We start from the raw sequence: 26521 nt of genomic DNA, 5'->3' as shown, positions 1-26521 counted from the left end.
GCCATGACGTCGACGAGGTAGTCCGCGGGCGGCCTCGGGGTCGTAGCCGTTGAGGTACTTGCCCATCATCCCGGTGCGGTACGCGGCCTGCTGCATGGACATCGCCTAAGTCGACTTGTCGTCGCCGCGGCCGTGGAACACCCGCGTAGCCACTGTCCTTGCCGCCGTACCCGCACGCCAAGGCCGCGATCGTCGAGCCGGTCCGGGTCGTGTTCAGGTCCGGTAAATCCGGACCCGGGGCACGCGGCTGCGTGGTCGTTCCGGTAGCAGCGCGTGCTCGGACGACGTCGAAGAGGCCCGGGGTCAGGGCTTCGGGACGTCACCGATGTAGGGACCGCCACCCATGCCGCCGACGGGCGACGCACCGGTCGGGGACCCTTCCACCGCGGCCGCCACCGGAGCGAGCAGGACGAACAGCGCCGCGACGAGCAAGGCGGCCGCACCAGAACGTTTCATCGGTCGAATCCCTTCCGTGTGCCGCTCACGGTGCCGGACCCGACTTCCAAACGGCTTCCATCCACCTGGGACCACCGGAACCGAGCCGCCGCCGGCCCGTCGACGGTGATCTTGCAGGTGTTGTCCTTGGCGCCCAGCTTGAAGTCGACCGCGGTGACGGTGACCGGGGTGAACGCGAGGTCGTCCATCGACAGGGCCTGGCGCCGGCTCTTGCCCTTCTCCAAGACTTCCTGGGAGTTCGCGGTGAACCCGCTGCCCCACTGCACGTTGGCCTTCGCCGCCGTCGTGACTTCCAGGACGACCGTGTGCTGGGCCGCCGCCGCGCTCGGGGCGGCGCCGGCGGTCGGCAGGCCGTTGGCGGTGTCGCTGACCGCCTTGCCGAAGGCGGCCATCCACAGGACGCAGATGACCAGGCCGACGAGGCCGAGGACGAACCCGGCGGTGCCGAGGCCGTTGTACTGGACGGGAGCGGACAGGGACGAAAGACGCCTTCCGGTTACAGAACGGACTCGCGCGGCGGGCCGTCGGACGACGTCGCGGGAGCGCACAACCGGGTGTTCCCTTCTGAGCGGTTCTGAGCGATAGTGGTCGAGTCTGAGTTTTACAACGTTGTAAACCATGGAGGACCCGATGCGCCGCCGAGTGTCGCAGGGAAGAACCTGGCTCGCCGCCGTGGGCCTGCTCGCGCAGGTCGCGCTCGCCGGCGGCACCGTCGCCGGCGCCGCCGAAGCAGCCGGCACCGGCTCGGGGACGCACTTCCTCGACCACTCCGCCGCCCTCGCCGGGTACGCCGATCCCGCCTGGTACGAAGCGAACATCCCCTTCGTGGACCTGCCCGACACCACGATGGAGAGCGTCTACTACTACCGCTGGCGCGTCTTCAAGGAACACCTGCGCTACACCGACCCGGCCGACGGCTGGATCTCGACCGAGTTCCTCGACTGCTGCGGTTACGCCGCGCCCTACCAGGCGATCAACGCGGCCGCCGGGCACCAGCTGACCGAAGGGCGCTGGCTGCGCGATCCGGCCTACGGCCAGGACTACCTCCGGTTCTGGCTCACCGGTCCCGGCGCGGGCGCCAAACCCGCCACCGACGACGTCAACGCCGACACCACCGACTGGGCGCACGAGTACAGCGTCTGGCTGGCCACTTCGGCCTACGGACAGGCGCAGGTGACCGGCGACTTCGGCCCGCTGCGCGAACTGCTGCCGTCGCTCGTGCGCCAGTACCGGGGCTGGGACAAGCAGTTCGACGCCGATCTCGGGCTGTACTGGTCCGTGCCGGTGTGGGACGCCATGGAGTTCTCCGCCTCCTCCTACGAATCGCCCAACCCCTACCACGGTGGCGCCGGCTACCGGCCCACGCTCAACTCCTACCAGTACGGCGACGCCCTCGCGATCAGCCGCATCGCCGACTCGGTCGGCGACCGCAAGCTCGCCACCGAGTACGCCCAGCGCGCCGCGAAACTGAAGACCTCGCTACAGAAGTGGCTGTGGGACCCGAACCGCGGCTTCTACTTCGCGATGGCCCGCGACGACAACCCCGGCCACAAGCTCTCCGGCAGCCGCGAGCAGATCGGGTACCTCCCCTGGATGTTCGGCGCCGCCCAGCCCGGCGACAGCACGGCCTGGTCCCAGCTGCTCGACCCGCAGGGCTTCGCGAGCGCGTTCGGCCCGGCCACGGCCGAGCGCCGCAGCCCGTACTTCATGAAGGACGCCGGTTCCTGCTGCCGCTGGGACGGGCCGAGCTGGCCCTTCGCCACCGCGCAGACGTTGACCGGACTGGCGAACCTCCTCGACGACTACCCGGCCCAGCCCACCGTGTCCAAAGAGGACTACGCCGCGGCGCTGGCGACCTACGCCCGCACCCAGACCAAGAACGGCAAGCCCTACGTCGCCGAGGCGCACGACCCGGACCGCGACGCGTGGATCTACGACGGGCAGAACCACAGCGAGGACTACAACCACTCCACCTACACCGATCTCGTGCTGTCCGGGCTGATCGGCCTGCGCCCGCAGAGTGACGACACCCTGCGCGTCCAGCCGCTCACCCCGTCCGCTTGGGACCACTTCGCCGCCGAAAACGTGCCGTACCACGGCCATTCCGTGACCGTGCTGTGGGACCGCGACGGCAAGCACTACGGGCAAGGCACCGGGATGCGGCTCTACGTCGACGGACGGCTCGTCCAGCGCTCGGCGACGCTGCGCGCCACCACGATCGACGTCGGCCGCACCGCGCTCCCCCGGCCCGGGGAACTCGTCGACGACGCCGCGAACCCGTTGCGCACCGGCTACCCGAAGCCGATCACGTCGTACACGTGGGGAGGTGACAACCCGTGGAGCGCGCTCGACGGGAAGGTCTGGTACAGCGAAGTCCCCGAGAACACCCGCTGGACCAACTACTCCTCGCCGAACGCGAGCGACTTCTACGGCGTCGACTTCGGCGCCCCGACCCCGGTCGGCGACATCCGCTGGCACGGCTACGACGACGGCGGCGGGGTCAGACCGGCCGCGGCCTACCGCCTGGAGTACTGGACCGGCTCGGCCTGGCAGGAGGTCCCGGGCCAGATCCGCGAGCAGGCGAACCCGGTGGGCAACGGTGTCAACCGGATCACCTTCCCGACGCTGACCACCAGCAAGGTCCGGCTCGTGTTCACGAATCCGCCGGGCGCCTTCGTCGGCGTCACCGAGCTGCAGTCCTGGACGCCGTCGAGCCGCGACGCGCGGATCACCGCCGGGCCCGCCAACGCCAACGGCGTCATCACGGTCGGCGGGAGCACGCCGCTGACCGTGACCGTGCGGAACACCACCGGCGGCCCGCTCGGCTCCCCGCGGGTGAGCGTCGCCGTCCCGGCCGGCTGGTCGGTCACGGCCGACGGCCGCCCGCCCGCGGCGATCCCGCCCGGGCAAAGCCGGGCCTGGACCTACACGCTGACCGCACCGCCGGGTGCCGAGCCGGGCAGCGCGGCGACGGTGACCGCGACGGCGTCCTACCGCGGCCCCGGCGGCCGGACCGAAACCACGCACCAGCGCCAGAACCTCCAGATCGCCCATCCCGCCGGACAGCGGGACCCGGTCGGCGCCTGGAACCTCGACGAAGGCAGCGGAACCCTCGCCCACGACAGCGCGGGAACGCACGACGCCACCTTGACCGGCTCCCCCGCGTGGGTCCCCGGCCCGGCCGGCACGGCCCTGCAGCTCGACGGCTCGAGCCAGTACGCGGCGACCGGCGGCCCCGTCGTGGACACCACGGGCAACTACTCGGTCAGCGCCCGGGTCCGCCTCGACCGCACCGGCTCCTGGGCGACGGCGCTCAGCCAGGACGGCACCCCGAGCAGCGGCTTCTACCTCCAGTATTCGGCGGCCGACGACCGCCTGGCGTTCTCGACCAGTTCGGGCCGGGCCCTGTCCGACGTCGCCCCGCAACCCGGGCGCTGGTACCACTTGGCCGGGGTGCACGACGCCGACGCCGGCACGTACACCCTCTACGTCGACGGCGTGGCGCAGGCGAAGACGTGGAGCCAGGCAGCGGGCGACGCCGCACCGGGCCCGCTGGCGATCGGCCGCGCGGTCTCGGGCGGGCAGCACAGCGACTTCTGGCCGGGCAGCATCGACGACGTCCGGGTGTGGAACCGGGTCCTGCCCGCGAGCGAGGTCAGCCGGACATGAGCAGAGCAGTGCCCTGGGAGGGCTTCTACAACACCCGGGACCTCGGCGGGCTGCCCACCGGATCCGGCGGCACGACCAGCCGCGGAGCCTTCTTCAGGGCAGCGGACCTTCGGTTCGTCACCGAGACGGGGTGGGCCCAAGCTCGCGAGGCCGGCGTCCGCACGGTGATCGACCTCCGCAACGCCGACGAGATCCGGCCCACCGACACCTCGTTGACGGCGCAGGCGGGCTCGGCGCAGTTCGCGGCTAGCCCGGCGGGTCCCGCCACACCGACCGGCGTCGACCGGCTCGAAGTCCCGCTCGACGACATCGGCGACGTCGAGTTCTGGCAGCGCGTCAACCGTGAGCGGCTCAACGGCACCCCGCTCTACTACCCCGGCTTCCTCCGGCGGAAGGCCGAGCGGTGCGCCGCCGCCGTCAAGGCGATCGCCCACGCCGGTCCCGGCGGGGTGCTGTTCCACTGCGGGGGCGGGCGCGACCGGACCGGGCTGATCGCGCTTCTGCTGCTCGCGCTGGCCGGCGTCGAACCCCGGGCGATCGCCGCGGACTACGCCCTGTCCGCCGAAGCCCTCAAGGCGCTGTACGCCGCGATGGGAACCGCCGACCAGGAACCGGTCATCCAGCGTGTCCTCGCGGACCGGGGCACCACCACCGAAGAGGCCGTCATGGCGACCCTCGACGGCTTCGACGCCGAGCGGTACCTGCTCGACGCCGGCGTGACCGGCGGCGAACTCCGCCGCGTTCGCGGCAGGCTCGCGGGCTCGCCGGGCTGAGCGCCTCGATCGGCGACGCGGGCCGTCGACGATCAGTTCCGGGCCGAAGGCGAACTCGTCTTACCACGCCACCGGCCGCGAGTCCGCGGGGAACTCCGGCAGGGCGCGGCAGGGGGCCGCCACCCGGTCGGGACCCGGGGTAGGCCTCGCGATCCCGAAGCACCCACGGCTCAGGCCGACCGTCCCGGCGGCTCCGGTGCGGTCATCACCCAGCGCACCGCCTTCACCAGGCCCGTCCCGGCGGCGCGCACGACGGTGGCCTCGGCCACCGGCAGGTGGGGCAACCGCAGCTCCGGGCGCGCCCAGCCCGGCAGCATCGCCACCGCCGACGCCGCCAACGCCGCGTACGGGAGCTTCGCCGGCCACGGGATCGGCGGGGTGACCAGCAAGAAACGTGCGGCCAGCCGGGCGTCGCGCGTGCCGTGCAACTCCGGGCGGTACTGCGCCAGCTGTTCGTCGAGCGCCGCCACGGTCAGCGGTGGATCCGGTACGCCGAGCTTGCCGGCGATGACGGCCGTCTCGGCGACGTAGCGATCTTGGGTCGCCTGGTCGAGCGGGTGCGCGCCGTAGCGCTGGTGGGCGCGCAGGAAGCTGTCGACCTCGGCGATATGCACCCACGTCAGCAGGTGCGGGTCGTCCGCGCGGTAGGGCCGCCCGTCGGCGGCGGTTCCGCGGACCCGCCGGTGCACCGCCCGCACGACCGCGACCGCGCGGGCGGCGTCGTCGGCCGTGCCGAACGTCGTCGTGGCGAGGAAGGTACTGGTTCGCTGCAGCCTGCCCCACGGGTCGCCGCGGTAGCCGGAGTGCGCGGCCACCGCCGCCATCGCCAGCGGGTGCAGCGACTGCAGCAGCAGCGCGCGCAGACCACCGACGAACATCGCGGTGTCGCCGTGCACCCGGCGGATCGCGCTGTCCGGGCCGAACCACCGCGGGCCGGGTGACTCGTGGATGCGAGTCCGGTTGCGGGGACCGTCCGGGCCCGCGATCCGGGCGAAGAGGGCGTCACGGGTCCGTTCCCGGAGCACGGCGACGACGGGCGGCGTTGCGGCCAAGGCTACCTCCACTCCGCGAGCACGTTCGATGCAACTGCGATGCAAACTGGCGGCTTTTCCGAGCCGGTTCGCACGGCCCGACTGCCCGCACCCCCCACATTCTACCTGCGAATTCGGCTCCGCGGCCCAGCGCTGACCGAGCCGGCCACGCACGGACGTCGTCGGCCTGCGCGGCAGCGGCAGCGTCACGGTTCTAGATTCGCATCGTCTCTGCATCGATGATCGGAGAGCGTTGCATGGCTGTCAGCACTTCGCGCGCGGCCCGTCCCGGCCCTCGGCCGGCGACGAGCCGGTGTCCGGCGCCGGACGCCTCGTGAGCCGTCGCCAGCACCTCCGCGGCGGCCCGGGTCACCGCGTCCGGGGTCACGCGGTGGGGGTCGAGCACCCGGCCGGCCGGGATGCGTTCGAGGTCGTGGGCGACCGCGAACTGGTCGCTGGAGAACGGCAGCGCGAGCGCGGGGACCCCGGCGGCCAGGCACTCGGTGAACGAGTTGTTGCCGCCGTGGTGCACCACGGCGGCGACCCGCGGCAGCAGCGCGCGCTGGGGCACCTGGTCGGCGACGTCGACGAAGGACTCGCCGTCGAACTCCGCGCGCAGACCGGGCGCGCGGTCACCCGCGGCGACCAGGACCGACACGCCGGGCAGGGCGAGCAGGCCCCGGACGACCGTGCTCAGCACGTCGTCCCGCGCGGACAAGAAGGTGCCGAACGACACGAGGACCAGCTTCCGCCGGCCGCCGTCGGTCAGCCTGGTGACCCGCTCGGCCCAAGCGCCCGGCAGCCGCGCCCGCCCGACGTCGCTGCAGTGCCCGGCGAAGATCCGCGCCGGCCCCGCCGGGAGGTCCGGCAGCCACGGCAGCTCCGGGTAGTTGAACAGCACCGCCTCCGGCGACGTCAGACCGAAGGCCCTCGCCGGGGCCGGCCGTCCCGGAGCGTGTTCCGCGAGGAACCGGGCGAACAACCCGGTGAACGTGCGGTCGTTGGCGCCGGCCTCGGCCACCAGCCGGTCCAGCTCCTCGTGCGGCGGCCGGATCGCGCGTGGCCAGTACGGCGGCAGCCCGAAGAACCGGTCCGCGCCTTCGAAGACGTAGCTGGGATGGCCCGGGCAGAACGCGGCCCAGCGCCGGCCGAGCGCGTACACCGCCAGGGTGACCGCGTAGGCGAGCTGGTCGATCAGGTACCAGCCGGGACGCAGCCGCTCGTCGAGCGAACGGACCGAGGCGAGCACGCTCGCGGGGTCGGGCAGCATGTCCGCCCGCCGGTGCCGGGCCTGCGCGAGCAGCGCGGGGACCGCACCGGCGCGGGTGGCGTCGAGGAACTCGGCCAGCCGCCGCGCACCGGCGGCCTCCTGGCGGGTGCGTTCGGCGATGCCGGTGTTCGCGTTGTCGCCGAAGGAAAGCGCCGCGAACGGCAGCCCGTGCTCGGCCGCCAGCTCCGCGAACGCCGGCGCGCAGGCGAACGTCACCTCCGCACCCTCCGCCGCGAGCGCCGCGGCGACCGTCGCGAGTGGACGTGCGTGCGAAGCGAACGGCGGGCTCACCACCACGACCCGCGCTGCGGCCATCCCGAAACCCTCCCTCTCCCCCATCCCCGCCGACCCTACGGCCCGACCGCTGGAGCAGCGCAGTGACCGTGCAGACCAGGACCCCCACCCGCGTGGACGCGCTCACCGCGCTCCGGGCGCTGACACCCGACGCCGTACCGTCCCGGATCGAAGCGGTCCGGCGGGCGTTCCACCCGGGCTTCGCCGGTCCCGCGCTCGTGGAATACGCCGGTGCGCGACCGGACGACCGCGATCCCGGCGAGGCGGTCGCCGCCCTGCGCGCCCTCGGCCGCGGAGACGGACCGCCCGGCGCCGCCGCGGTGTTGCGGGCGGTGCCGGAAACCGGTGACGCGCAGCTCGACGCCACGGCCGGCTCGGTCGTCCTCGACCTCTTCGCCGACGCGGTCACGGCGCACGGCCGGGCTGCCGCGGCCACGGCGATCCGCACCGCCTTCGCCGACGCGTCACCGCGACGCCGTGCGCTAGTGCTGGATTTGGCCGAGCGACACGGTTTCCGCTGCGTCCCGGTGGCCGAAGTGCTCGACGCCGGCCCGCGCGACCGTGGCGGCCGGCACGCCGCGTGGCGCTACCTCTCCCAGTGCGACGCCACCCCCGAGGCGACCGAAGCGCTGAGCGCGGCGCACGCCGGGGCCGAGGACGACTACGAGCGCCTGCTGTCCGCGGTGTGCCTGGCCCGCCAGTCCGGGCACGGCCACCGGAGTCCGTTGTGGACGGTGCCGCCGCCGGACCGCGGCGGGCTGACCGTCGCGCAGTCGATGCTGCTGGGCTCCTTCGACCAGCCGGGAGCCGGGGCCAGCGGCGGGCTGACCGTGCTGCTGCGGCACCTCGGGAGCGCGTTGCCGCGGCACCCCGGCATCGCGCGCGTGGTGACGCTGACCCTGGCCGGCCACGACCAGCTGCGCGACCGGGAGAGCCTGGCCGACGCCGGCACCGGCGGGCACGTCGTGCTCCGGCTGCCCGTCGACGCGCCCGGCGCACCGGCCCAGGCAGAGCTCGCCCGGCACCGGCCGTCGATCGGGTTCCTGGCCCGGCACCTGCTCTGGCTCGCCGGCTGCACGCCGGACGTCGTCCACGTGCGCTATTCCGACGACGGATCCGCCGCGGTCGCGGACGCGGCCCGGGCGATGGGCTCGCGGACCGTGTTCACCCTCACCGCCGACCCGCACCGCACGCTCGCCGAGCGGCACCGGCCCGGCCCGGGTGCCGACCGGGCTTCCGCGCGGTTCGACCTGCACCGGGTGTGGGCCGCCGACCGGCTGGTGGCCGCCGCCGACACCGTGCTGGGCCTGCCCGGCCGCCCGGACGGCGAACTCATCGCGTACTTCCCCCGGCTGCGGGATCGCCCGGAACCGGAGTCACTGGCCGAAGGCATCCCCGTGCTCTCCCCGACGGCCGCGGCCGAGGCGCGCCAGCAGCAGCTGATCGCGTCCCTGTTCGCCGCCGGCTCCGGGCTCCCCCGGCTCGCGCCCGAAGCCCGGGGCGTGCCGGTCGTGCTGTCCGTCGGCCGGCTGCACCCGGTCAAGCAGCAGGACCTGCTCGTCGAAGCCTGGCTGGCCCGCGGCCTGTACCGGGAGAGCGCACTCGTGCTCGTCGGCGGCGACCCGGCCGACCCGACCGGCGACGAAGCCCGGATCCTGGACCGCATCCGGCAGCTGGCGGACGACCACCCGGACGCCGCGGGCCGCCTGGCGGTGCTGGCGGCGTTGAGCAACGAGGACGTGCGGCTGCTCGAGCACGGCCTCACCCGCCTGCTGCCCGCTCCGACACCGCACCTCTACGCCTGCCCCAGCCGCAAGGAGGAGTTCGGCATCGCCGTGCTCGAAGCGATGGACGCGGGGCTGCTCGTCCTCGGCCCCCGGCGCGGCGGCCTCGGCCACTACATCGACCACGGCCGCAACGGCCTGCTCGCCGACACGACGGACCTCGGGACGTTCGGCGACGCCCTCACGGCCTTCGTCCGCGGCGCGGCCGGCGACCCGGCACGAGCACGGGCGGCCGCGGCGGCCGGCCGGGAGACCGTCGCACGGCGCTTCGGCATCCACGAGGTCGCCGGCCGGTTCGCCGCCGCCTACCAGCGCACCGCCGCCACTTCCGGACGTGCGGACCGGTGCCCGCCGGCACCGGACAGCGGCCTGGTGCGGTGAGCGCGTGGACCCCGCCCCCGTTAGCGGGCGGTACGAGAGGCGGCCGCGGCACACCGGACAGCGCCGGCCCCGTCGCAGGTCACCTCGGCCCACACCGTCTTGCCGCCGGCCGCGCGGTTCTCCGAGACGCCCCAGCCCGCGGCGAGCTTGTCCACGAGCACCATGCCGCGACCTCGCCGCCCGTGCGGCGAAGCCACCCTGAGAACGGGGTGGTCGAGGCTGTTGTCGTCGACCTCGATCCGCACCCGGCAGGGGCCGGGGGCGTAGTCCATCCGGACCTCCAGCGGACCGCGGCCGTGGTCGTAGGCGTTCGTCACCAGCTCCGTGACCACCAGCAGCACGTCGCCGAGGTGCGTGTCGTCGACCAGGACCAGCGCGCGGGAAGCCCACCGGCGGACTTCGACCAGCACCGGTGCCGACGTACCGCGCAGGTTCCACGACCACGGTCGTGAAGCGGCCGGACCGGCTGCCCGCTCGGCCATGGCCGACACCACCCTTTTCGCTCTTGTCCCCGTAGCTGAAGACGACCGCTGCCGGGTTCCCCGATCGCGCCGGGTCAACCCCGGCACCGCCCGGACGGCGCAGCGCGCGGTGCGGCGGCCGTCAGCCGGTCCGGTCGCGGCGGCTTCCGGCCGCTTCCCGGCGCAGCTGCTCGGTGCGCTCGCGGATCACGCCCAGCCGGTCGGCCAGGCCCGCGTGCTCGTGGGGCAGGCGCGCGCGGACCGCCTCCAGCGGCGACAGCAGGCTGGTGACGTCGTTGTCGCCGAGCGCCGCACCCAGCCGCTCGGCGCCTTCCCGGGCCGCCGCGTCCAAGCCGTCGAGCGCGCTGACCTGACCGGCCAGCTGCCGCAGCACCGCCGAATTGCGCCGCGCCCAGTCCGCGACCGCGCGGTCACCCGCACGCCGGTCGCGCTCGGCGACGACGCGCGCCTCGCCGGTCTTCTCCCCCGTCGAAGACGGCCGCAGCCGCAGGAACCGCCGTTCCGCGGCCTGCCGGCTCGCCACGCCCAGCGCCGGGGCGAGGGCGGCCCAGCTCGTGCCGCCGTCTCGCGCCGCCGCGATCAGCTCCGGCTCCCACGCGCCGAGCTGCTCCCGCAGCGCCCGCAGTTCGGTCAGCGCGGCCAGCCATCGTTCCGGGGGCAGGCCGGTGCCACGCCGGGCCGCCAGCACGGCTTCGTGCACATCTCGCACGCCCCCAGCCGGGTCCCTCTCCATGAAAGTCATCCCTTCGACGACGTAGTACTTGTCATCCTTTCGACGACATGTTAGAACAGTGGTGCGTGTTGACACCAGATCAGCGAAACCCAGGAGGTGGAACCCATGTTGATGCGCACCGACCCGTTCCGTGAGTTCGACCGCTTCGCCCAGCAGGTCTTCAACGGCCCCGGAACCTGGTCCAAGCCGGCCGCGATGCCGATGGACGCCTACCGCGACGGCGAGGAGTTCGTCGTCTGCTTCGACCTGCCCGGCGTCACCCCCGAGGCCATCGAGCTCGACGTCGAACGCAACGTCCTGACCGTCAAGGCCGAACGGCGGCCCCTCCCCGGCGGCGACGTCCAGATGCAGGTCTCCGAACGGCCCCTCGGCGTGTTCTCCCGCCAGCTGTTCCTCGGCGACACCCTCGACACCGACCACATCACCGCCGGCTACGAAGCCGGCGTGCTGACCCTGCGCATCCCGATCGCCGAGAAGGCCAAGCCGCGGCGCATCGACATCGCCGGCACTTCGGGCGACCGCAAGGAAATCCAGGCCTGACAGGCCCCTGCCCCGGGGGCGGGACCGGTAACCCCGAGCCGGTCCCGCCCCCGGGGCAGTCGCACGAGAAAGGCATCCGCACCCGTGACCGCATCGCTGCACATCACGACCGGCCACCCCCACCCCGCCCTCGCCGCCCTGCGCGGCTACCTCGACGAGGTCACCCGCGCGCTCGGGATCGGCCTCGAGTCCTGCACGGTCGACCACGACACCCCGGTCTCCGCCTACATCGCCCTCGACGAGCGCCTGCCCGGCTACCCCGGCCGCGACGTCGCCCTGCTCTGGGACGAGGTCCACGGCTGGTCGGCCGCGATCGAGACCCACTCCGGGGAAGACCTCATCGTCATCCGCTACCTCGGCGGCCCGACCGTCACCCCCGCGGCCGCGGCGGTCGCCCGGTTCGTCACGGCCTTGCGCGAGGACGACCACCGCGTCGGACGGCTCGACCCGCCGGCCCTCCGCGCCGCCGGCGACCTGGCCGAGCTCGAAGCGCTGCTGCGCACCGGGAGGGCCCGATGACCACCGGCACGCTCCCCCTGCCGACCAGCTTCGCGCTCACCATGCGCGGGTACGACCGCGAACAGGTCGACCAGCACGTCGCCGAACTGCACGACGAAATCCGGGTGCTCACCCTCGACCGCGACGCCGCCGTCGCCGAAGCCGAAAACCTGGCCCGCCGCCTCGAAACCGTCCGCGCCGAGAACGCCGGGCTCCGCGCCCGGCTCGACCACGCCCTGCGCTCCCCGGCGGACCCGGCCGTGCTCGGCGACCGCGTCCGGCGGATGCTCGAACTCGCCCGCGCCGAAGCCGGCACCGTCGTCGCGACCGCGCGCCGTCAGGCCGCGGAGGTGCTGGACCAGGCCGCCGCGGCCGAACGACGCGTCGCCGCCCGGCTGCGGGCCGTCGACGACTACCTGGCCCGCGCCGAGCACGTCCTGGCCGACGAACCGGACCGCCCGCGCCCGCACCTCACCGCCGCGTGAAAGCCCGATGACCGACACCGCGTCGGCCGCGGCCGCGGCCGAAACGATCTTCGCCGCAGCAGCCGAACTCGGCACCACCCGGCAGGAAGCCATCCTCGTCACCCGCGCGGTCCACGCGGTCAAGCGCGGCCGCCCGACCGACGTCGCACTCACCGACACCGACCAGCACCGGCGGCGCCGGCTCGCCCACGTCGTCGGGATGCAGCTGTGGCGCCCGGACCTCGACGCTGACGCCGTACTCGCCGCTGTCACGACCGCGCCGGCCCGGCAGCCCCGCTCGCCCGCGAACGAGAATTCCCCGCCCCGCGAGCTGCTGCCGGCGAGGTGATCCCGCCGCCGGACCCGGGCGCGGCCCCGAGCCAGCTGCCATGCCCGATGCGCCCACGGTGGAGACACAGCCGCCCCGCGAGGCGCTGCCAGCGAGGTAATCCCGCCGCCGGACCCGGGCGCGGCCCCGAGCCAGCTGCCATGCCCGATGCGCCCACGGTGGAGACACAGCTGCCCCGCGAGGCGCTGCCGGCGAGGTGATCCCGTCACCGGAGCCCGGCGCGAGACCGGCCCGAACCAGCTGCGGCGCCCAGTGCGCCCACCGTGGAGACACAGCTGCCCCGCGAGGCGCTGCCGGCGAGGTGATCCCGCCACCGGAGCCCGGCGCGAGACCGGCCCCGAACCAGCTGCGGCGCCCAGTGCGTCCACCGTGGAGACACAGCCGTCCCGCGAGGTGCCTCAGGCGCCGAGCCGGCTGTAGATCCGGCTGGCCAGCGACGCGGCCAGCTGGTTCATCGTGGCGTGCGGGTCGAGCTGCGCGAACTGCCCGAGCAGTTCCGCCGCGGCGTAGGCCTCGGCCTCCGACACCAGCGCCACGCACCGCTCCCGCCGTCCCCGGATCAGCAGCTGCTTCAGCGCTTCGGCGTACTCGTCCAGGTCACGAACCCCGTCCAGGCGATACCGCTCACCGAACGAATCCCGGAAGACCTGATCACTCATGGTGCTACGCCCTTCCCCCGCGCCGGTCCGAGATGCTCCAGAAAATCTATGCCCGCCGAAGTAGACATTCAACGGCGGGTGGGTGTAGCGTTCTCCTCGTACGAAGAGAGACAACGTCAAGCGGCGCGGGAGACGACGTAACTACCCGCGAGTGAGGCAAGACGCGAGCGGAGCACCTGAGCTCGCGAGGATCAGCAGTTGCAGTCAGTGGTAGTTGTCAGTGCAGTTGCAGGACCGGTCAGGTGGCCGGAGCCGATCGGTGAACGGGGCTCCGGGCAGTGACCAGCGGCGTGAGCGTGCTGGGACCGATCAGTGGAAGGGTTCCCGGCACGTGGCGTCCGCGGTAGTACCGAGTAAGTGGAAAACACCGGAAAGAAGGGAACGGGAGCATCATGGGATCGCCCGCAGCGGGCTGGTAGCGCCGCGCGGGTGCCGTAGTTCCATCGAGTTCGGAGGTGGTGCTCGGTCACGAATGAGCGATCCCCGCTTGTTCCGGCGATGCGCCGGACGCGGGTGCAGGAAGCCGGCGGTCGCGCCGGCAGACAATGGTGAAACCCAACCCTTGAGGACCCCGGGTGCCGTGCACGGCACCCGGGGTCCTTCGTGTGCCGTGGAGGCCGAGTGATCCCTGACCAAGAAGGACCGGCCACGCCCAGCGCGGCCGACAAGTTCGACGACGAGCACTACCCCGCCTACACCATGGGCCGCGCCGCCGACATGCTCGGCACCACCCAAGGGTTCCTGCGCAGCCTCGGCGAAGCCGGCCTGATCACCCCGCTGCGGTCCGCCGGCGGGCACCGCCGCTACTCCCGCCACCAGCTGCGCGTCGCGGCCCGCGCCCGGCAACTGGTCGACCAGGGCACCCCGGTCGAGGCCGCCTGCCGCATCATCAGCCTCGAAGACCAGCTCCACGAGGCCCAGCGCATCAACACCGAACTCCGCGCCGGCGAGTGAACTTCCCCGGCCCCACCACGAAGTCCACAGTGGCCCGGCGAACTTTTTGAGCCGGGCGGTTCCGCCGGCCCGAGGTCTGGACCGGCGGAACCTGGCCCTGTCTTCCGCGCGCAGAAGACCGGACTTGGCGCCTGACTACCCATCCCGAAAAGAATTCACACCATTCGGGGGCAGCCATTGCGCTGTTCGGCTCCCCAGGCGGCCGTGGCGGCTCAGTCCTCGAGTTCGTGGTGCCGCTCGGTCAGCGTCTGCGCGAGCTCGGCCGGCTTGACGTTGAGGTCCTGCGACGTGCGGCGCAGGATGTCGAACGCCTCGTCGGCGGACACCTCGCGGCGGTGCATCAGGATGCCCTTGGCCTGGCCGATCACGTCCCGGCTGTCGATCGCCCGGCGCAGGTTCCGCTCCCGCAGCGCGGCCGCGGTGTGCGCGGCCGACCCGGCCAGCGCCAGCGAGGCGTGGGACGACAGGACCAGCGCGTGGTTCACGGCCTCGTCGCCGAACGCGCCCGTGCGCCGGCCGTAGAGGTTGATCGCACCCGGCGGCAGCTCGGCCTTGCGGTCCGGCAGCAGCGTCGTCGCCAGCAACGACCCGAACCCCAGCCGCGCGGCTCGCGTGCCGAACTCCGGGAACGCCGCCGAGCCGGCCAGGTCGTTCGTGAGGCAGTGCCCAGGCCCCTCCTGGTGGGCCGCTTCCAGACAGGGCCCCTGGCCGGTCCGGTACTGGATCCGGTCCAGCTCCTCGGCCGCTTCCCCGGTGCGGACCGGGGTGTGGAACCCGCCGTCGGCCGAGCGCATGGTGATGCTGACCAGATCGGCACCGGGAACGATCCGCAGGGCCGCGGAAACCACGCGTTCCATCGCCTCGTGCAGGGAGCCGGCTTCGAGCAGGACGGCGGCGAGCGCGCCGAACCGCCGCGCGAGCGGCCCGTCGGCGTCGACGCCGCAGCGGTCCCAGCCGTCGCCCGCCGGTTCCGCGCCGAACGCTGCCCGATCGGCCTCCCAGTCGCCGGTCTGCGCGTCGACGTCGGTCACTCCGAGCTCCTCTTCGTCGCGCGATGACCGCGCACCGACCCCACACCATACCGACCCCGCGAAGACGTCGTGTACGCTCAATGGTGTCCGAGAGCATTTCGTGCGCAAGTGATCGAGCCTGCGCCGTCCTCGGCCCCAATCCGGTCGTTCACCGGCCGGAGGCGGGAGCACCGACATGCCGTCGGGCCCGAACACCACCCCCTCCGCTTCACCGGCCACCGAAGCACGCTTGCGGCTGACGACGGCCGCGACCGGGCGCTTCGACGGCGCCTGGTGGCCCCACGCCCGTGACCTGTCCGCCGAGCTGCCCGCGCTGCTCGGCGCGGTGACCGAGCGGCTGGGCCGGATCGACCGGGTCACCTACCACCTCGAGGAGTGGCCGGCACCACACCGCCGGCTCGCCTTCGACGAAGGTGTCGTCCGGCTCGAAGGGTTCCGGTCGCAAGCGGCCGGCAGCCTCACCGTGATCGGCTGGAACCGCAAGCGGCTGACGCTGGCGGTGGTCCCGCCGGAAACCGGCCGGGAGACCGCGGAACGCGTCCTCGCGGACGCGGCGAGCGGCCGCACACCGCAGCCCGCCTGAACCACGCCGCTCACACCGGCGTCCACGAAAGGAAACCCCGATCACCACTTCCACAATGGACAGCTTGCTGTTCAGCCACCCCGTCACCGAAGAATCCCGCCCCGGAGCGCTCACCGTGCCCCAGGAGGACCGCTACGGCAGCCTCTTCCGCCAGCCGGTCTACACGCCGTCGCCCGGCAGCGAGCCCGCCCCGCGGCAGCGCTCCGGTGAGGCGGCGTACGACCCGTCCGGCCGCCGCTGACCACCGGCCCCCGGGGGATGCACCCCGCCGGCACGACCGTGCCGGCGGGCACGATGGACCGGTGAAGGAATGACCATGACCACGGATATCGCTTTCGTCTCCCGTTACGACCTGCGGATCAAGCTCGTGCAGGACGTGCTGAAGGAGAACACGGACCTGTCCGAAACCGCCTGCCAGGCGCTCGCGGTGCGGCTGCTGCACACCATCGACACCGTTCCCGAACGCATGCGGTGACGAGCGGCCCGGCCAGCTGATGCACCCACACCCGGCGGAAACCGCGCGGCAAACTGATCGGACGTCCTCTAGCGTGACCCGGATGGAGCACCCCGAACCCGACATCCGGACGCTCGAGCACGGCCTGAGACGCTACGTGGGCGCGGTGGCGAAGGCGGTCGGCATCCCGGCCGAAAGCACCACGGTCGAGATCAGCGACACCGCCACCGCCTACCTCGGGCTCCCCCGGCGCTGGCTCGACCGGCCCGACCACGACGTCATGCTGGTGTGGAGCGAACGGCGCGGCTGGTCACTCGCGGTGGAGACCGAACCCACCGAAGCCCCGGACGTCATCGCCCACCAAGGCAGCGAAGACCTCGTGCCGGCCCCGGCCGCGGTCGCGCGGTTCGTCGCCGACATCGCCGCCGGACGGCGCTCCAGCGGAGCGAGTCCGGCGGTGACGCCGGCCACCCGGGCGTCGCTGGCCGAGCGGCTGCGGCCCTACCTCGACCCCGCGCCGGCCGGCGATCCCCGCGAACGCGGCTAGCTCCGCGTCCACTTCTGGCCGCTGCCGCCGGTGCAGGTCTGCAGGGTCACCGGTGTGCTGTTGCCGGTGCCGCCCGGGGTGAGGCACAGTCCGGATTGGACGCCGGTGATCGTCCCGTCGGCGGCGGCGTTCCACTGCTGGTTGGCCCCGCCGGTGCAGTCCCAGATGATCGCCCGCGTGCCGGCGGTGGTGCCCTGGCTCTCGGCGTCGAGGCACTTGCTCCCGTAGACCTGGAGCTGCTTGCCCGAGGTGAGGGTCCACTGCTGGTTGCCACCGCCGTTGCAGTCCCACAGCGTCACCTGCGTGCCGTTGGTCTGCGACACGTTGGGGACGTCCAGGCAGCGGCCGGATCCGGTGTTGCGCAGCACGGACGTCGACCCGCCGCCCGAGCCGGCGACGGCGAGGTTGTCGAACTGCGCGGTCTCCCCGACGCTCGTGCCGATGCCGACCTGGCCGGCCGGGAAGGTGCTGTCGGTGATCGTGCCGAGCACGGTGCCGTCGACGGAGGCGGTGATGGTGCTGCCGGAGAAGCCCAGTGCCAGCTTGTGCCAGCTGCCGGTGCCGAGCGCGGCCGTCGTGCCGGTGCGCAGGGTCGTGTTCTGCTGGCTGGTGTTGTTGCGCCGGATCGACCACGCGCCCGTGTCGCTCACCCGGAAGTAGTACGCGTTCAGCGCGCCCTGGTTGCCCGTGTCCTGAGAGCCGGCCCGGCCGAGCAGCTCGGCGTAGCCGGATTTCTCCAGCAGCACGTCCGTGCTGAGCGTGTAGTTGCTCCAGGCGATGTTGCCCAGCAGCGCGTAGGGATCGACGAACTTCTTCCACGGGATCGTCTTCTGCGTCGCGGCCTGGCGCACGCACGTGCCCGCGCGGCCGGCGCCGCAGGCGGCGGTCTCGAACGCGCCCTCCATGTCCATCAGGTACTTGGCTTCCTTGCCCTTCGCGTACCCCTCGAAGTCGTCGCTGTAGGGCAGGTTCAGCGAGCCCTGCGGCGGGCCGGCCGCCGTGCCCTTGCCCTGACCGGTGGTGGTCGTGATGGAGTAGAGGTAGCCGGGCTGGACGTTCAGCGAGAAGGCGCCGCCGGACGGCGTGATGTCGGTGCTGTGCACGAAGTGGTCGGCCGGGCTGTTCGAGTTGAGGTTGGTCGCCCACACGTGCACCTGGCCGGTGGACAGGCCGCCGGTGACGTTCAGGTTCAGCGTCTGGGCCGACGTGGCGTCCATCGTCTCGATGACCGTGCTGTAGTCGGTGTTGTTCGGCGACTTGAGCGAGACGTAGCTGCCGTTGTTGCGGTTCCCGCCGAGGTAGCCGCTGGAGGAGTCGAGGTACTTCCAGCCGGGCGCGGTGAACTGTGTCGTGTGTGCCAGCGCCCAGGCGTCCTTGCCGACCGAGTAGTACCCCGACCACGGCTGGTTGGCCAGAATCAGCCCCACGGTCGGCCACGGGATGTTCGGCGTGACGGCGGCGATCAGGTCCCAGTTGAGGTAGGCGGTCATCTTGCCGTCGAGGTAGACGCGGTTGATCCCGCGGGCCAGCGGCTTGGCGCCGTCGTTGTAGTCCTGGGAGCCGTTTTCGCTGGACCACAACGTCTTCCCGGTGTTGGTGACGTTGGCCGGCACGCTGCAGGAGGTCTGCGCGCTGAGGTAGCCGCAGGTGTAGTGGGCACTCAGCACGTCGGTCGCGTTGCGGTACGCCGTGTTCGTCGAGATCGCGCTCGCCGGTCCCCAGTCGCCCGGCCACGAGTCACCGGAGATGACTTTGACGGCGCTGTACCCGTTGGCGTCGAGGGCATTGCGGAGGGTCACGGTCCAGTCGGCGCTCCACTGCTTCTCGTTCTGGACGCTCGTGAGGTAGTCGAGGGTGAGCCCGTGCTGCTTGGCGCACCCCAGCCACGACAGGTAGTAGTCCGTCAGGTCGGCGGAGAAGAAGGTGCCGTTGCCGATCCAGCCCGGTGCGCCCCAGGGCAGGCCCACGAGCTTGATACCGGGGTTGCGCGCCTTCGCCTGTTCCATGAGCCACCACTCGTACCCGCGGTTGCAGTCGAGGTCGCCGCGGAAGTGGGCGTGGCTGGGCTCGGCGCCACTGGTGGAGTTGGTGTCCCCGCCCATTTCCACCTTGAGGATCTGCAGGGCGGCGCCGTAGCCGGGCTTGAACAGGTAGTCCAGGATCTGGCCGCGCTGCGGCTCGGGGTAGTCGATCAGCAGCCTGCTGTTGCCCCCGCCGCCGCTGACCGCGCCGACGCCGTCGAACGTCCGGCCGGCCGAACTCCCGCTGACGGTGATCGAGGTGGCGGCCTGCGCCGGTGCGGCGGCCACCAGTCCCGCCGCCAGGACGACGGCTGCGGCCATCGCCGCTCGTACCCTTCCGCGCATGGTCTTTCTCTCCTGTCGGGAACGGGCTCAGACGGCCGTGACGGTCCACTGGTTGTTGGTGCTGCTGTTCGGTGCCCACAACACGACGGCCGAGCCGGCCGCGGTGCTGCCCGCGCCGTCGAGTGCCGTGCCGGTGCCGCGGTTGACGATCTGGTAGCGCCCGCTGCCGGTGCCGGTCAGCCGCCACTGCTGGTTGTCGCTCCCCGTCCAGGCCGCCTGCACGGCGTTGACGCCGTTGCCGGTGCGCCCGCCGCTGTCGGCGACCATCCCGTTGGTGCGGTTGACGATCCGGTGGTACCCGGTGCCGAGGTCGACCAGCTGCCAGTGCAGGTTGGTGGAGCCGTCGTAGGACCACTGCTTGAGCACCGATCCGGACGCGACGGTGCCGCCGCTGTCGAGCACGAGCCCGGTCGTGGCGTTCGCGATCCGCACCCAGCCCGTGGTCGCCGGACCGGGGATCTGGCCGGCGAAGGTCAGTTTCACCACGTACGCCGGCGCGCTGAACGGCGCGCCGGACGACGGCATCCGGATGTGCAGCCCGGAACCGTCCTGCGTGCGGTCGGGCAGGTCGGTGTAGGACCCGGCGGTGGTGCCGAGCAGTTGCACCGTCTTCAGCGAGGCGAGGTCGATCCGGCTCGAGCCGAGTGTCGTGACGTCGAGCGTCGCGCCCGGCCAGCCCAGGACCGTGGCGTACAGGACGGTGCCGTCCTTGCTCCGGGTGAACCGGATGTCGCGGTTGGTGCCTTCGCGCGGCGTGGTGAAGGACCCGCCGCCCATCTGCGTCGGGCCTTCGCCGTAGACCGACCACGCGCGCGTCGCGTAGATCGACTCGCCGAAGCGGCCGAGGTAGTCGCCGATGCCGAGCAGGATCGTGCGCTGCCCGGCCGGGATGGTGCCGTCGGCCGTCGGCGCGATGTTCAGCAGCATGGTGCCGTTCTTGCTGACGCGGTCGATCAGCGCGTGCAGCATCGCCTTCATCGAGTAGTAGCCGATGCCGGTCGTGTAGCACCAGCTGGAGGAGGAGATGCTGTCGTCGGTCAGCCAGTACGGGTTCTGGATGTCCCCCGGCCCGCCGCGCTCGAAGTCGAAGACCTCGCCCCGGTTGTCGAAGCCGTCCTTGTAGGTCGCGACGACGTCCTTGTTCCACGCGACGGCCTGGTTGTAGTAGTGCGCCAGGAAGTTCAGCCGCCGCGACTCGTCGACGCGGGGCAGGTTGAAGTCCTGCCAGAGCAGGTCCGGCTGGTAGCCGTCGACGACTTCGGCGAGTTTGTCGTACCACAGCTGGTTTTCCGCCGCCGAGCCCAGCTGCCCGTACAGCTTGCGCAGACCGGCGTCCGACTGCGCGGGAACGTGGTCGTAGTAACCGGTGAAGTGGTAGGCGTGGTGCAGCGACACCATGAACTTCAGGCCGCGGGCGCGGATCGCGTCGGCGTGCAACCGCACCAGGTCCAGCCGCGGCCCCTTGGCGACCGAGTTCCACTCGTTGACGGCGCTGTTCCACATCGAGAAGCCGTCGTGGTGCTCGGCGACCGGCCCGGCGAACCGGGCACCGGCGTCGGCGAACAGCTGCGCCCATTCGGCGGGGTCGAAGTTCCCGCCCGCGGACTTGAGCTTCGGTGCGAACTGGACCCAGTTGCCCGCCTTGTCCCGGGCCCCGTTGACGAAGTTGTGGTACGGCCACGCCGACGGGTCGCCGTACACGGCTTTGTGGTGGTTGTTCTCCGCCGAGCCGCCGACGTACATGTTGCGCGGGTACCACTCGTTGCCGAACGCGGGCACGCTGAAGACGCCCCAGTGGAAGTAGATGCCGAACTTGGCGTCCTGGAACCATTCCGCGGCGGGCGGGTGCTGGTCGACCGACGACCAGGCGGGCGTGTAGCTGCCCGGCCCGGCCGTGGCCCCGGCGGTGCCGCCGCGCAGGAGGCCGGCCGCCGCGGCACCGCTGACGGTGATCAGGCCCAGCACGGTGCGACGGCTGAACGAGGACATGTCGGAAAGCCTCCTCGGAATCGAGCGGCGATGCGGAAGTTAACGCTAACAGCAAACCCGCCGTCGTTCTGAAACTTTCACGACTTCCGTTCGTTCGGCGGAACACCTTGCCAGGTCGGGAATCCGGGTATTGCCCCGTCCGGAACCGTCCGGCGAAGGTGAACACCGCGAAACGACCCTCGGGAAAGGGACGATGATGCCCGCACGAAAGCGCCGACGGATTGCGTACCTGTTCACCGCCGTGGCGGTGGCCGCCACGGCCTGGTCACCACCGGCCACGGCCGCGCCCGGCAGCCCGGCGCTCACCCCGCCGCTCGGCTGGAACAGCTGGAACAGCTTCGGCTGCGGGGTCAGCGAAAGCGCGGTCCGCCAAGCGGCCGACGCGATGGTCTCCTCGGGAATGAAGGACGCGGGCTACCAGTACGTGGTCGTGGACGACTGCTGGTTCGACCCGCAGCGCGACAGCCAGGGTGCCCTGCGCGCCAGCCCGTCGAAGTTCCCCGGCGGCATGCAGGCGCTGGGCGACTACATCCACAGCCGCGGCCTCAAGTTCGGGATCTACCAGGTGCCGACCGACCGGACCTGCGCCCAGCGGACCGGCACCTACGCCGGCTCCACCGGCAGCGCGGGCCACGAGGCCCAGGACGCCCGCACCTTCGCGTCGTGGGGTGTGGACTATCTCAAGTACGACTGGTGCTCCCCCGCCGGGACCCGCGACGAGCAGGTCGCCCGGTTCACCGTGATGCGCGACGCGCTGCGCGCCACCGGCCGCCCGATCGTCTACAGCATCAACCCCAACAGCTACCACGCGATCACCGGTGACAAGTACGACTGGGGCCAGGTCGCCGATCTCTGGCGCACCACCGAAGACCTGCTCGACATCTGGCAGAACGGCAACACCAACAGCTACCCGATGGGCGTGGGCAACGTCCTCGACGTCACCGCCCCGCTGGCCGCGCAAGCGGGTCCGGGGCACTGGAACGACCCGGACATGCTCGTCGTCGGCCGGCCGGGGCTGTCGCTGACCGAGTCCCGGGCCCACTTCGCCCTGTGGGCCCTGATGGCCGCGCCGCTGATGGCGGGCAACGACATCCGCACCATGTCCGCCGACGTCGGCGCGATCCTGCGCAACCCGCGGCTGCTGGCGGTGGACCAGGACCGGCTCGGCGCCGGCGGCCGGCGGGTGCGCGACGACGGCGACGTCGAGGTCTTCGCCAAGCCCCTGTCCGACGGGTCGGTGGCGGTCGGCCTGCTCAACCGCGGGAGCGCGACGACGACCGCCGGCACGACCGCCGCGCAGATCGGCCTGTCCGGCACCGCGTTCACCCTGACCGACCTGTGGACCGGCACCACCTCGACGACCACCGGCGCGATCAGCGCGAGCGTGCCGGCGCACGGGATCGCCGCCTACCGGGTATCCGGCGGTTCCCCGCGGGCCGCCACGACGTCCCGGTTGCGCGGCACGGGATCGGGCCGCTGCCTCGACGTCGAGAACGCCTCGACGGCCGCCGGCGCGGGCACGGTGATCTGGGACTGCCAGACCGCGGCGAACCAGCTCTGGACCACCTGGGACACCGGTGAGGTCCGCGTGTTCGGCGACAAGTGCCTCGCCGGCACCACCAGCGGCGCCCGCGTGCTCAGCCGGCCGTGCACCGGGCAGGACGACCAGAAGTGGACGTTCGCCCAGGACGAGACGATCCGCAACGGCCAGTCGGGGCTCTGCTTGGACGCCGAAGGCGCGGCCACCGCCAACGGGACCCGCGTGCTCCTGTGGACCTGCAACGGGCAGGCCAACCAGCGGTGGGCCCGCGCCTGACCCCTCCCGGACCGGCCGGGGCGTGAGTGGGAAACGTGGGTGTTTCAAGTGGTTGCCGCAACAGGCCCTTGAGTAGACAGTAGCTGGTTGAGTCGCTCGGCTGGGGTGTCCCAGCCGAGCGTCTTACGAGGACGACCGTAAGTACTGACGCAGCAGGCCGTTGGTGTTCCCATTCGACCCGCGCTGCCAGGGTGAATGCGGGTCGCAGAAGTAGATCGCCATCTCGGTGGCCATCGTGATCGTGGCGTGCCGGGCCATCTCGGTGCCCTGATCCCAGGCCAGCGACCGGCGCAGCTCCGGTGGTGCGCTCGACCAGGGTGCCGATGACCGACCGGCTGTCCTTGCCGACGATCAGGTCGCCTTCCCAGTGCCCCGGGACGGCCCGGTCGGCGGCCTCGGCCGGCCGGGCGGAGATCGGCACCATCCCGGTGATCTTGCCTGCGCGGGTGCGGCGCCCGTCGGGGGTGCGCTGGGGTGCGCGGATCGCGCGTCCGGTGCGCAGGCAGGCGATCAGCCTGGCAGCGATCTGTTGCGGGGACCACCGGGCGGTCAGGTCCTGCTGGACCCGGTCGTGCAGGACCATGATTTCTTCGCGTTCGCCAGGGACAGATAGCGGCCCCAGAACGCCACCCGGACGTCGCGGGGCAGTCAGCGTCGACGGTTTTCCGTCATGGCAACACCTCCAGTGTCAGGTGTTGCGACGACCGCTAGAACCCGAGGGGTTCCAACCCTCCTGAACACTCACGACCCCAGGGGAACGGAGACGGGGTGGGGGCGGCCGCCCGATCGACCGGCCCCACCCCGCTCTCCCCGCGGGTGCAGCGGCCCTCAGCGGTAGCCGGCGGCGACCACGTTGGCCTGCACCGCGTTCTCGGTCGCGTCGGACGGGTAGCCGGCGACCATCGCTCCCTCGTAGAACGTCCCCGCGCTGAGGTTGGCGCCGCCGCCGGGCTTGCAGCAGTCGCCGCCGCTGCCCAGGACGATCGCCCCCTGCTTCTTCATCGGGCTGTACCCGTTCGGGAGGCCGCCGTCCCACAGGGTGGTGAGACCGCCGGACTGGGCGTCGCTGCCCTTGAGGGCGAACCGCGAAGTCCCGTTGTTCTTCAGCACCGCCGTGACGAACTTGCTCGTGAACGCCCGCTGGTTCGGGTTCCACGTCTGGCTGCCGCCGGGGTAGAGCCCCCACTCCAGGTCGCCCTGCACCCACGGGCCGGTGCCGGAGCAGCCGCCGAACCAGCACTGCTTGCCGAAGTTGATCGCGTCCATGGCGCCGGCGGCGTCGGCCTTCCTGGTCGTTTCGCTGTTGCCGTAGTCGAAGCAGCAGCCGCTGTTGACGTGCGTCCCGCTGGTCACCATGTACATGCCCTCGGGCGCGCTGCCGGTGGGCACGCCGGTCAGGTGCCCGTCGCGCCAGTAGCTGTTGCCCGGGTTGATGTAGAGCGAGTACGCCTTCCGGCCGCCGACCGTCAGGGACTCCGAGGTCGCCTTCGCGGGACTGCTCTGGCTGGAGCCGGGGACCACGCTCGAGCCCTGGTACCACAGGTCGTTCCCCCGGCCGGACTGGTCGTAGACCACCGTGACGACGCAGGAAGTCCCGGTGCAGAAGGAATCCTGGGCCGAAGCGTCGGCGGCGCCGCCCGCGGCCACCACGCCGACGTCGCGGGTCGCGTTGTCGGACGCGCGCCGGACCTGGTACAGGTTTCCGCCGTAAGAGCCGTAAAGCGCGCGCACGGTGCTGTGCGCGGCGACGCACGGTGTCCCGCCCGAGGCGTAGATGTCGCACGGGCCCGACCCCGAGGGTGGTGTGCTCCCGGTGCTCCACCGCTGGTTGCTCTGGCCGTGGCAGGTCCAGATGATGACCGCGGTGCCGTTGGCCGTGCCGGCGCCGGTGACGTCGAGGCACAGCCCGGACTGGACGCCGGTGACCGTCCCGTCGGAGTTCTGCCGCCACTGCTGGTTCGCCCCGCCGGTGCAGGACCAGATGATCACCGCCGTCCCGGGCGCGGTCCGGTTGCCGTAGGCGTCCACGCACCGCGTCCCGTTCAGCGTCCGCAGCTCACCGGCGGTGGTGAACTCGAAGGCCTGGCTCGCCTGGCCGGTGCAGTCCCGGATCTCCAGCGCGGTGCCCGGCGTGTCGACGCCGCCCTGGACGTTCAGGCACCGGCCCGACGCCACGCCGGTCAGCGCCGTCGCGGCCGCGGACGCCGGCGTCGCGCCGGTCAGCGCGGCCGCCACCATCGCGGCCAGGACCAGTACGGCCCGCACCGCGTTGACTCGAGTGGTCACGAATCCTCCTAGAGGCAACTGAGTGTTAGCGTTAACACAATCAAGCGGAAGCGCGCAGGACCAGCTCGGTGTCCAGCACCGCGCAACACGGAGTGGCCGAGCCCCCGAGCATCGCGAGCAGCTCGTCGGTCATCCGCGCGCCCATCTCCTCGATCGGCTGGCGCACGGTGGTGAGCGGCGGATCCGTGCGCAGGCCGATCGGCAGGTCGTCGAACCCGATGACGGCGACGTCGGCGGGTACCCGGCGACCGGCGCGGTGCAGCGCACGCAGCGCGCCGACCGCCATCATGTCCGAAGCCGCGAAGATGGCGTCGACGTTCGGCCGGCGCTCCAGCAGGCGCGCGGTCGCCTGCTGGCCGGACGCCTGGCCGAAGTCCCCGAAGACCACCAGCCCCCGGTCACCGTGCCCGGCACCCACCACGGCCTGCCGGTAGCCCAGCAGCCGGTCCACGCCCGCGGTCATGTCCTGCGGCCCGGCGATCGTCGCCACCGACCGCCGCCCCGCGTCGAGGAGCCGCTGGGTCGCCCGCTCGGCGCCGCCGCGGTTGTCCACGTCGACGTAGGAGAACCGGCCCGGCTCCCCCGCGCACACCGGACGGCCGCCGAACACCACCGGGATCCCGAGCCAGCCCAGGTCGAGCGGGCGGCGCCCGTGCATCCCGACGACGAGCGCCCCGTCGACGTGACCGCCGTCGAGGTAGCGCACCACCGGCGCCTGGTAGTCCTCCGTCGCGGGCACGGTCAGCAGCACCAGCTGCAGCCCCGCCGCGGTCAGCTCCCGCCCCGCACCCGCGGCGATGCGGGCGAAGAACGGGTCGGCGAACAGCCGCAGGACCTCTTCGCACACGACCAGCGCGACCGATCCGGTCGGTCCCGCCGCCCCTCGCGCGGCCCGCTGGCGGGCGTAGCCGAGCGCCGACATCGCGGACTCGACCTGCTTGCGCGTTTTCGGCCGGACCCGGGGAAAGCCGTTGAGCACGCGGGACGCGGTGGCGGTGGACACCCCCGCCGCTCGCGCGACGTCGGCCAGGGTCGGACGGAATTCGGGTGACTCGGCGATGGACACGGTGGCTCTCCCAAGACGTCGTTGTCTTCGCGGGCTCGCTCGAGGA

25 protein-coding genes and 1 pseudogene are annotated in these 26521 nt (G+C 72.4%); 13 read left to right on the top strand and 13 right to left on the bottom strand.

The genetic code is table 11. From position 1 onward, the window contains the following. Positions 1–303 precede the first annotated feature (303 nt). Positions 304–456 (bottom strand): hypothetical protein, encoded by a 153-nt coding sequence (locus tag ACLJQM_RS37160; RefSeq protein ID WP_410635015.1) that lies wholly within the window; start codon positions 454–456, stop codon positions 304–306. After that, a complete protein-coding gene (locus ACLJQM_RS37155; protein WP_410635014.1) occupies positions 453–1004 on the bottom strand; it encodes a hypothetical protein in 552 nt (183 codons plus the stop codon). The genes ACLJQM_RS37160 and ACLJQM_RS37155 overlap by 4 nt, the downstream gene beginning before the upstream one ends. Positions 1005–1086: 82 nt before the next feature. Here ACLJQM_RS37155 and ACLJQM_RS37150 point away from each other — a divergent pair, with 82 nt between their 5' ends. Together ACLJQM_RS37150 and ACLJQM_RS37145 are read left to right on the top strand one after the other, a co-directional pair. Then, complete coding sequence (locus ACLJQM_RS37150; RefSeq protein WP_410635012.1) at positions 1087–4125, top strand: MGH1-like glycoside hydrolase domain-containing protein; 3039 nt, start codon at positions 1087–1089, stop codon at positions 4123–4125. After that, positions 4122–4898: a tyrosine-protein phosphatase gene (locus tag ACLJQM_RS37145; protein ID WP_410635011.1), complete on the top strand. Its 777-nt coding sequence runs from the start codon at positions 4122–4124 to the stop codon at positions 4896–4898. Before ACLJQM_RS37150 ends, ACLJQM_RS37145 begins: the two co-directional genes overlap by 4 nt. Positions 4899–5068: 170 nt before the next feature. Here the strand turns inward: ACLJQM_RS37145 and ACLJQM_RS37140 are convergent, their stop codons facing one another. Next, positions 5069–5950, bottom strand: a complete 882-nt coding sequence (locus tag ACLJQM_RS37140; protein ID WP_410635009.1) for an oxygenase MpaB family protein — start codon at positions 5948–5950, stop codon at positions 5069–5071. Between the two features lie 193 nt (positions 5951–6143). Further along, positions 6144–7514 (bottom strand): glycosyltransferase, encoded by a 1371-nt coding sequence (locus tag ACLJQM_RS37135; RefSeq protein ID WP_360772876.1) that lies wholly within the window; start codon positions 7512–7514, stop codon positions 6144–6146. 68 nt (positions 7515–7582) lie between these two features. Between ACLJQM_RS37135 and ACLJQM_RS37130 the strand changes: the two genes are divergently transcribed. Then, complete coding sequence (locus tag ACLJQM_RS37130; protein WP_410635008.1) at positions 7583–9658, top strand: glycosyltransferase; 2076 nt, start codon at positions 7583–7585, stop codon at positions 9656–9658. Between the two features lie 20 nt (positions 9659–9678). Here the strand turns inward: ACLJQM_RS37130 and ACLJQM_RS37125 are convergent, their stop codons facing one another. Then, positions 9679–10140 (bottom strand): ATP-binding protein, encoded by a 462-nt coding sequence (locus ACLJQM_RS37125; RefSeq protein ID WP_410635007.1) that lies wholly within the window; start codon positions 10138–10140, stop codon positions 9679–9681. 121 nt (positions 10141–10261) lie between these two features. Continuing rightward, positions 10262–10873 carry an HSP18 transcriptional regulator gene (locus tag ACLJQM_RS37120; protein WP_410635006.1) on the bottom strand — a complete coding sequence of 204 codons (612 nt, stop codon included), beginning with the start codon at positions 10871–10873 and terminating at the stop codon, positions 10262–10264. A 105-nt stretch (positions 10874–10978) separates the two neighbouring features. On the opposite strand from ACLJQM_RS37120, the gene ACLJQM_RS37115 reads away from it, so the two are divergent. From ACLJQM_RS37115 to ACLJQM_RS37100, 4 genes are all read left to right on the top strand, one after another. Then, positions 10979–11413, top strand: a complete 435-nt coding sequence (locus ACLJQM_RS37115; protein WP_247024910.1) for an Hsp20/alpha crystallin family protein — start codon at positions 10979–10981, stop codon at positions 11411–11413. Positions 11414–11497: 84 nt separating this feature from the next. Beyond that, a complete protein-coding gene (locus ACLJQM_RS37110) occupies positions 11498–11932 on the top strand; it encodes a DUF6292 family protein (RefSeq protein WP_410635004.1) in 435 nt (144 codons plus the stop codon). Beyond that, positions 11929–12396 carry a hypothetical protein gene (locus tag ACLJQM_RS37105; RefSeq protein ID WP_410635003.1) on the top strand — a complete coding sequence of 156 codons (468 nt, stop codon included), beginning with the start codon at positions 11929–11931 and terminating at the stop codon, positions 12394–12396. The genes ACLJQM_RS37110 and ACLJQM_RS37105 overlap by 4 nt, the downstream gene beginning before the upstream one ends. A gap of 7 nt (positions 12397–12403) precedes the next feature. After that, positions 12404–12724: a hypothetical protein gene (locus ACLJQM_RS37100; RefSeq protein ID WP_410635002.1), complete on the top strand. Its 321-nt coding sequence runs from the start codon at positions 12404–12406 to the stop codon at positions 12722–12724. A gap of 398 nt (positions 12725–13122) precedes the next feature. On the opposite strand, the gene ACLJQM_RS37095 is transcribed toward ACLJQM_RS37100, so the two are convergent. Continuing rightward, positions 13123–13383, bottom strand: coding sequence for a hypothetical protein (locus ACLJQM_RS37095; protein WP_247024914.1), 261 nt, complete (start codon positions 13381–13383; stop codon positions 13123–13125). 621 nt (positions 13384–14004) lie between these two features. Between ACLJQM_RS37095 and ACLJQM_RS37090 the strand changes: the two genes are divergently transcribed. Next, a complete protein-coding gene (locus ACLJQM_RS37090; RefSeq protein ID WP_360772897.1) occupies positions 14005–14337 on the top strand; it encodes a helix-turn-helix domain-containing protein in 333 nt (110 codons plus the stop codon). Positions 14338–14549: 212 nt separating this feature from the next. On the opposite strand, the gene ACLJQM_RS37085 is transcribed toward ACLJQM_RS37090, so the two are convergent. Continuing rightward, positions 14550–15368 carry a GAF and ANTAR domain-containing protein gene (locus tag ACLJQM_RS37085; protein ID WP_410635000.1) on the bottom strand — a complete coding sequence of 273 codons (819 nt, stop codon included), beginning with the start codon at positions 15366–15368 and terminating at the stop codon, positions 14550–14552. A 175-nt stretch (positions 15369–15543) separates the two neighbouring features. On the opposite strand from ACLJQM_RS37085, the gene ACLJQM_RS37080 reads away from it, so the two are divergent. The 4 genes from ACLJQM_RS37080 (at position 15544) to ACLJQM_RS37065 (ending at position 16952) form a co-directional block, all read left to right on the top strand. Next, entirely contained in the window at positions 15544–15951 is a 408-nt protein-coding gene (locus tag ACLJQM_RS37080; RefSeq protein WP_410634998.1) for a DUF5994 family protein, read from the top strand. A 55-nt stretch (positions 15952–16006) separates the two neighbouring features. Then, on the top strand, positions 16007–16192 hold the full coding sequence (locus tag ACLJQM_RS37075; RefSeq protein ID WP_247024918.1) for a hypothetical protein: 186 nt from the start codon (positions 16007–16009) through the stop codon (positions 16190–16192). A gap of 75 nt (positions 16193–16267) precedes the next feature. Next, on the top strand, positions 16268–16426 hold the full coding sequence (locus ACLJQM_RS37070) for a DUF6307 family protein (protein WP_410634996.1): 159 nt from the start codon (positions 16268–16270) through the stop codon (positions 16424–16426). A gap of 82 nt (positions 16427–16508) precedes the next feature. After that, the gene (locus tag ACLJQM_RS37065; RefSeq protein ID WP_247024920.1) at positions 16509–16952 is read left to right on the top strand and encodes a DUF6292 family protein; all 444 of its coding nucleotides are present in this window, start codon (positions 16509–16511) and stop codon (positions 16950–16952) included. On the opposite strand, the gene ACLJQM_RS37060 is transcribed toward ACLJQM_RS37065, so the two are convergent. Then, the gene (locus tag ACLJQM_RS37060) at positions 16949–19294 is read right to left on the bottom strand and encodes a ricin-type beta-trefoil lectin domain protein (protein ID WP_410634995.1); all 2346 of its coding nucleotides are present in this window, start codon (positions 19292–19294) and stop codon (positions 16949–16951) included. The genes ACLJQM_RS37065 and ACLJQM_RS37060 overlap by 4 nt on opposite strands. A gap of 51 nt (positions 19295–19345) precedes the next feature. Then, positions 19346–21307 (bottom strand): alpha-L-fucosidase, encoded by a 1962-nt coding sequence (locus tag ACLJQM_RS37055; RefSeq protein ID WP_410634993.1) that lies wholly within the window; start codon positions 21305–21307, stop codon positions 19346–19348. A 196-nt stretch (positions 21308–21503) separates the two neighbouring features. On the opposite strand from ACLJQM_RS37055, the gene ACLJQM_RS37050 reads away from it, so the two are divergent. Beyond that, positions 21504–23123, top strand: coding sequence for a glycoside hydrolase family 27 protein (locus ACLJQM_RS37050; protein ID WP_410634991.1), 1620 nt, complete (start codon positions 21504–21506; stop codon positions 23121–23123). Positions 23124–23167: 44 nt separating this feature from the next. Here ACLJQM_RS37050 and ACLJQM_RS37045 read toward each other — a convergent pair. The 3 genes and pseudogenes from ACLJQM_RS37045 to ACLJQM_RS37035 all read right to left on the bottom strand — a co-directional run. Then, a pseudogene (locus ACLJQM_RS37045) lies at positions 23168–23652 on the bottom strand (transposase); the annotation flags it as partial. A 299-nt stretch (positions 23653–23951) separates the two neighbouring features. Then, positions 23952–25409, bottom strand: a complete 1458-nt coding sequence (locus ACLJQM_RS37040) for an arabinofuranosidase catalytic domain-containing protein (RefSeq protein WP_410634989.1) — start codon at positions 25407–25409, stop codon at positions 23952–23954. A gap of 40 nt (positions 25410–25449) precedes the next feature. After that, complete coding sequence (locus ACLJQM_RS37035) at positions 25450–26475, bottom strand: LacI family DNA-binding transcriptional regulator (RefSeq protein ID WP_247024923.1); 1026 nt, start codon at positions 26473–26475, stop codon at positions 25450–25452. Positions 26476–26521: the final 46 nt, after the last annotated feature.

This window comes from Amycolatopsis sp. cmx-4-83, assembly GCF_046548815.1.
Classification (GTDB): domain Bacteria; phylum Actinomycetota; class Actinomycetes; order Mycobacteriales; family Pseudonocardiaceae; genus Amycolatopsis; species Amycolatopsis pretoriensis_A.
Note: the sequence above shows the minus strand (reverse complement) of the source record. Positions and strands in the feature narration are given on the sequence as shown.

Bases quoted from the DNA above. Each gene is read 5' to 3' on its own strand.
- ACLJQM_RS37160 (WP_410635015.1), bottom strand. From the start codon at position 456: ATGAAACGTTCTGGTGCGGCCGCCTTGCTCGTCGCGGCGCTGTTCGTC.
- ACLJQM_RS37150 (WP_410635012.1), top strand. From the start codon at position 1,087: ATGCGCCGCCGAGTGTCGCAGGGAAGAACCTGGCTCGCCGCCGTGGGC.
- ACLJQM_RS37145 (WP_410635011.1), top strand. From the start codon at position 4,122: ATGAGCAGAGCAGTGCCCTGGGAGGGCTTCTACAACACCCGGGACCTC.
- ACLJQM_RS37135 (WP_360772876.1), bottom strand. From the start codon at position 7,514: ATGGCCGCAGCGCGGGTCGTGGTGGTGAGCCCGCCGTTCGCTTCGCAC.
- ACLJQM_RS37125 (WP_410635007.1), bottom strand. From the start codon at position 10,140: ATGGCCGAGCGGGCAGCCGGTCCGGCCGCTTCACGACCGTGGTCGTGG.
- ACLJQM_RS37120 (WP_410635006.1), bottom strand. From the start codon at position 10,873: ATGGAGAGGGACCCGGCTGGGGGCGTGCGAGATGTGCACGAAGCCGTG.
- ACLJQM_RS37115 (WP_247024910.1), top strand. From the start codon at position 10,979: ATGTTGATGCGCACCGACCCGTTCCGTGAGTTCGACCGCTTCGCCCAG.
- ACLJQM_RS37105 (WP_410635003.1), top strand. From the start codon at position 11,929: ATGACCACCGGCACGCTCCCCCTGCCGACCAGCTTCGCGCTCACCATG.
- ACLJQM_RS37100 (WP_410635002.1), top strand. From the start codon at position 12,404: ATGACCGACACCGCGTCGGCCGCGGCCGCGGCCGAAACGATCTTCGCC.
- ACLJQM_RS37095 (WP_247024914.1), bottom strand. From the start codon at position 13,383: ATGAGTGATCAGGTCTTCCGGGATTCGTTCGGTGAGCGGTATCGCCTG.
- ACLJQM_RS37080 (WP_410634998.1), top strand. From the start codon at position 15,544: ATGCCGTCGGGCCCGAACACCACCCCCTCCGCTTCACCGGCCACCGAA.
- ACLJQM_RS37075 (WP_247024918.1), top strand. From the start codon at position 16,007: ATGGACAGCTTGCTGTTCAGCCACCCCGTCACCGAAGAATCCCGCCCC.
- ACLJQM_RS37070 (WP_410634996.1), top strand. From the start codon at position 16,268: ATGACCACGGATATCGCTTTCGTCTCCCGTTACGACCTGCGGATCAAG.
- ACLJQM_RS37065 (WP_247024920.1), top strand. From the start codon at position 16,509: ATGGAGCACCCCGAACCCGACATCCGGACGCTCGAGCACGGCCTGAGA.
- ACLJQM_RS37060 (WP_410634995.1), bottom strand. From the start codon at position 19,294: ATGGCCGCAGCCGTCGTCCTGGCGGCGGGACTGGTGGCCGCCGCACCG.
- ACLJQM_RS37055 (WP_410634993.1), bottom strand. From the start codon at position 21,307: ATGTCCTCGTTCAGCCGTCGCACCGTGCTGGGCCTGATCACCGTCAGC.
- ACLJQM_RS37050 (WP_410634991.1), top strand. From the start codon at position 21,504: ATGCCCGCACGAAAGCGCCGACGGATTGCGTACCTGTTCACCGCCGTG.